The 4,501-nt window shown below is 59.2% G+C and carries 4 protein-coding genes; 1 reads left to right on the top strand and 3 read right to left on the bottom strand.

Features of this window, described 5'->3' with window-relative positions; genetic code table 11:
* Nucleotides 1–84 precede the first annotated feature (84 nt).
* Complete coding sequence (locus BRAS3843_RS27300; RefSeq protein WP_008972360.1) at nt 85–489, bottom strand: DUF1127 domain-containing protein; 405 nt, start codon at nt 487–489, stop codon at nt 85–87.
* Between the two features lie 337 nt (nt 490–826).
* Nucleotides 827–1,561 (bottom strand): alpha/beta hydrolase, encoded by a 735-nt coding sequence (locus BRAS3843_RS27295; protein ID WP_008972358.1) that lies wholly within the window; start codon nt 1,559–1,561, stop codon nt 827–829.
* 268 nt (nt 1,562–1,829) lie between these two features.
* On the opposite strand from BRAS3843_RS27295, the gene BRAS3843_RS27290 reads away from it, so the two are divergent.
* On the top strand, nt 1,830–2,513 hold the full coding sequence (locus BRAS3843_RS27290) for a hypothetical protein (protein ID WP_008972357.1): 684 nt from the start codon (nt 1,830–1,832) through the stop codon (nt 2,511–2,513).
* Between the two features lie 140 nt (nt 2,514–2,653).
* Here BRAS3843_RS27290 and BRAS3843_RS27285 read toward each other — a convergent pair whose 3' ends face one another.
* Nucleotides 2,654–3,871 (bottom strand): choice-of-anchor tandem repeat GloVer-containing protein, encoded by a 1,218-nt coding sequence (locus tag BRAS3843_RS27285; protein ID WP_139024988.1) that lies wholly within the window; start codon nt 3,869–3,871, stop codon nt 2,654–2,656.
* Between the last annotated feature and the right edge of the window lie 630 nt (nt 3,872–4,501).

The raw sequence follows: 4,501 nt of genomic DNA, 5'->3' as shown, positions 1-4,501 counted from the left end.
GGTCGCGAGGCTTGATGCAAAAAGCCGAACCTCGGACCCGCGTCGACCACAGGACGTCGACTACGAGCTGATCCGCCCTGCGGACTACATCAAACCCCGCGACAACCATGGATCGGTCGCGCCGTCCCTCCGCTTCTCGAAAGCCCTGTAAGCAACGATGTAGTTGATGTCGCCGGGTGTCAGCCCGATATCCATCAACTCCCTCTCACTCAGGCCGTACAGGGTCGCTCGCAACCTCTCGCGTCGGCGGCGGTCGTAAAACGCACGCCAGTATCGCGCGAGCAGGCTGAGGACGCTCCACGCCGGTGCGCTGGGTGGCCCCGCGGCGCTCTTTTCCGACGACGTGTCTCTCAGCGCCGCGATCGCCGTATCGGAAGGCGCCGCCGCCAAAGCCTCGCCCGTGGCGGCTTTCGACGGCGCGAGGTCGACGTCGAACCCCGCTGAATCGCGCAAGGTCTCGGCATCGAGATCAGCTTGGTGAGGTGGCATCGGTTGCTCCTGCTGTTGTGCCGGCAGGGAGCGTGGCCAAATAAAAGGCCCCGTCCGATGCCGGCGGGGCCTGGTGGAAGATCGTGTCGTCAAACTCCTAGCGCACGACTCCCTCCACGGCCCAGCCGAAGCCGGTCATGTGGTTGATGTTGACGATGCGCAACGATCTGCTCATGGCATGTAGTTACCACGCCGGGCACGCAACATCAAGCGATATGTTTGCGTTGATGCATCCTGGAGGCGAGTTGTTGCAACTTAACAGCACGTCTGTCGGATTGGCGCTAGCGTCATCCGCCATTTACAATCGCAAGACGTATCATACTTCGCTCATCCGCCCCTACGGACTGTAGCGCGCCGCGAATGCTCGTATATTTTTCGCAGCCTCGGCGCCGTGGACAAGCAGCATGCCCAGGTGATCGCCGGCCGTTGAAAGAAACGCTAGTCCTGCGGCCTCAGCAAGCGTCTTCCGCTGATCGTGAGCGGGATCATCTCGCCCCTCCCAGATCAGCACCGGGGCACCCGCGCCCACTACGGCTTGGCGCGCACCATCGAGTTGGCCGAGCGCTTCAAAACACGCGCGCACGCCGGGCTCGCATGCCGGCGTAACCCACTGAACCAACTCAGGTGCAACGCGCCCGGCAAACTTCATAAAAGCATCGAAGGTGAGTGGCCCTCTGCTGGTCGGAGGAAGACCGTTCACGAAATCCCAGCCACCCAACACCAGTGAAGACAAGCGTTCCGGATAATATTTGGCCACGCCGACAGCCAACCAAGCACCCATCGAGTGCCCGACCAAGTGGGCGCGCTCGCAGCCAAGGTCGTCAAGCACGGCGACAATGTCGCCGGCGCGTTGGTTCTGGTGATAGAGGGCCGGCTCGTACGGCTTGTCGCTCTCTCCATGGCCGAGCGAGTCCACACAGGCAACGCGGTATCGATCTGCGAGCGCATCGACAATCCCGCCACGTTTCCAACTTTGGCCGCTCATGAGAAGGCCGTGCTGCAGCACGATCAAAGGTCCATCGCCGTCCACGGTGTAATGAATTCGCTGGCCGCGATGTTTGACGAATGGCATTCGAGTCCCCCGTCGTCTCGACCGACGTTAGGTGGGCACGAAACGAGCCATTGCAACCTTGTGAGCGCCCCCTCTCAGTCACCACGTCTGGCACTCAAGCTCCCCAGCATTGTGCATCGCGTGTTGAGGAAACCGCTTTTGGGCCAGAAGCGGCTATCACGGGCCTTGGCCCGATCATCTAGGGTGAAAGTAGGCGTAGCTAAGCGACAAAATCTTAAGTATTTTTCGCTCTCCTTTGGCACGCGCTGCATTCGCACGGACGCTAGCAATGATGTTTGTGTTTGCCTCCGGAAGCCAGCCGCATGTTTGGCCGGTTCACACGATACATGTGACAGAGGTCGTCTTCGTTGCTTCCGCCTTCGCGTGCCTCGTCGCTGCAATGTTTCTCGGTACGACGCCCGGACCCTCCTTGCTCAAGGAATTGGTTGCGGTTGTTGGGGGAATCGGTGCGAGCTTCGGGCTGATTATGCCGTTTGAGCTGATGCCAATTTTCTTCAATGTGCAGCCTGGCGTCATGATCGGTTCGACGGTGCTTATTCCCTTTTATCCGATTGCCGCTCTCGCCTTTTGGGCTCTTCTCCGCAAAGCGATGCGGACCAATGTTGAAATCGATTTGGCAGCCCACCCAAAGGAGAGCATCAGAACGATTAGGCCATCATGGCAAGTTCCCGAAGTACGCCGGTCGGGGCTCGTGGCGCGGCCGCCCGCGAGTTACGTATATGGCCTGATAACGGTAGTGACGTGGCTGATCGGCTGGCCCATCCTGTGCGTATTCATATCGACCGCGCCCGTGCCCAATTGGCTTTACTTTTGTGCAGCGGTCCTGTGGTTCGTATCCCTTCTGGCGCTTTACCAAATCCTGTTGTGGCTGGGGAGATTTTGGCCAACCGCGTCAAAGATCACGAGAGGCTTAGCATTGCTCTGGTCGTTGCTTACCAACCTCGGTAGTTGATACTTCGAAAACTCCAGAACACCCGACGTCTGCTGCGGGTCAAGAGCGCCGGTTTAACGAGCGCCTGTCACTTCCGGTTTGTCGCGATCAGCAGACCATTTCGGAGCCAACTCGAACTTCGCGATCGGGCCAGCCTTGTTTTAACCTCCGAACACACCTCCAGCAGCGATTTTAAATACCGTGCCGTCGGTGGACACGCCGCTCCGTGCGGTACCTTCGGTCGTGCCGAACAGGTTTCCGGAAGCATCGCGTATCAATGTCCCCGAGGGCCTTCCACCATCGGCGGCTCCCGTAAAACAATGCAGCACGAGCTCGCGCCAGCCCGTCGCCGCAGGAACCAATTTGAAGACCGTACCGAAGCCATTCGTGTCGGGCTTGTCGCCCCCGGATTTGGTCGTCCCATAAAGTGCGCCGGATTCCCCGAGAACGAGCCGGCTGTTGGGGACCTGCCCTTCGCCAACTTCGCGCTTGAAATGATAGAGCACCTGTTCGGACCATCCGCCGCCAGCAGATGGCACCAGCGAAAAGACGACGCCTCCGCCAAATTTTCCGCCGCCGCCTGTCGTACCATAAAGCGTTCCGTCAGTGCCCAAGGTCAGCCCCGCCATTGGCAGACATCCACCAAGGCAGTTTGAACCGTCCAGCTGCCGAAATGTATGGATCACCGCTTCCTCCCATCTGTGATCCGTGGGAGTGATTTTGAACACGGTGCCAATTCCATCTTTACCGCCGCCGCTCGTCGTGCCGTAAAGTGCGCCTGTTCGGTCTATCGCGAGGCCACCGTTCGGATAGGCCCCGTCGTCGTCACCGCCAAAACGATGGAGGACCGTCATCGTCCATCCACCCTGGCTAGGGCTCAGCTTGAAGACGATGCCAGCATCCGCTCCGCCCTGACCTGTTGCCGTGCCATAGAGCGATCCGGATGCATCGGGGATGAGCTCGGGACGCGCAGTCCCAAGCGGCGAAAGACGCTCTGTGAAGCGATAGAGAGGGATCGGCTCGCCCCAGCCGCGTTCGCCGAACCTGAGTTTGTACAAGGTTTCGCCGTCGCTCGTTACACCGTAAAGGTCGCCATCCTGCCCAATCATGCTCCAGATCGGTCCAGTCCCAATCGTCGTGCCGTCAACATTCGACAGTACGCGCATCTCCCAACGCGATCCGAAGAACGAAGGCGGAATGAGCTGAAAGATGGTGCCCCAGTGTCCAGGCCCGCCGTCCCAGGCCGTTCCATAGAGATTGCCACCCTTGTCGACTGTTAGCCCTATTGGCGTTTTCGCGCCGCGGCCCACAGCGGCGAATGTCTGGATCACTTCGTAGCGCTCTGATCGGGCGACGAATGCTGCGATAATCACAGCCACGAAGATCATTCCGGCAGCAGCAGCGAGACCCACAATCCATCTACGTGCGCCGGAGGACCTTCGCCCCGGCACGGGAGCCACGGCCTGAAAACTCATACGAAATAGCCCATACAGTTGGGGATCGACGACATCAAGTTGAGCCGGCATTTCGATTGATGGTCTCTACTTCCTCCGAGTATTACATTTCAATTAACGGAAGATAAAATAAGGATCTACATTTTATGCGTGCGCCTTGCTGAGGTCCGGTGTGGGTCCCTTCGCGGACCGAGCCTCGATCAGGTCTGCAGTTCACCAGATAGCGACGATGGTCGACCTCCGGCACCGAAAAACTAATTTCCCAAACCCTTTCAATCGGATCGCTCTCGCCCGCTTTCGGCTCGGCAATTTTTCTATTTCGTTTTTTCGGAAATCATGCTATCGATGCGCATCCCGCCTCACTTGGAGGGGCGTATCGCGGTCGTCACGAACGTGGAGGTGGGATGCGGTGGGCGTGTCGGGTTGCAGCGTGATCACTCGCGCGACGAACAACACCGATACGCACGGCGAAATCGTGTGGTCCTGGCATCCCGGTGCTGATGCCCAGCGCAACGTGCATGCCGCGTTGTCGCTGACGCGACGAAGCTTCGCTTC

Source organism: Bradyrhizobium sp. STM 3843 (assembly GCF_000239815.1).
Taxonomy (GTDB): domain Bacteria; phylum Pseudomonadota; class Alphaproteobacteria; order Rhizobiales; family Xanthobacteraceae; genus Bradyrhizobium.
Note: the sequence above shows the minus strand (reverse complement) of the source record. Positions and strands in the feature narration are given on the sequence as shown.

Excerpts from the sequence above, each read along its gene's own strand:
- BRAS3843_RS27300 (WP_008972360.1), bottom strand. The coding sequence starts at position 489 with ATGCCACCTCACCAAGCTGATCTCGATGCCGAGACCTTGCGCGATTCA.
- BRAS3843_RS27295 (WP_008972358.1), bottom strand. The coding sequence starts at position 1,561 with ATGCCATTCGTCAAACATCGCGGCCAGCGAATTCATTACACCGTGGAC.
- BRAS3843_RS27290 (WP_008972357.1), top strand. The coding sequence starts at position 1,830 with ATGATGTTTGTGTTTGCCTCCGGAAGCCAGCCGCATGTTTGGCCGGTT.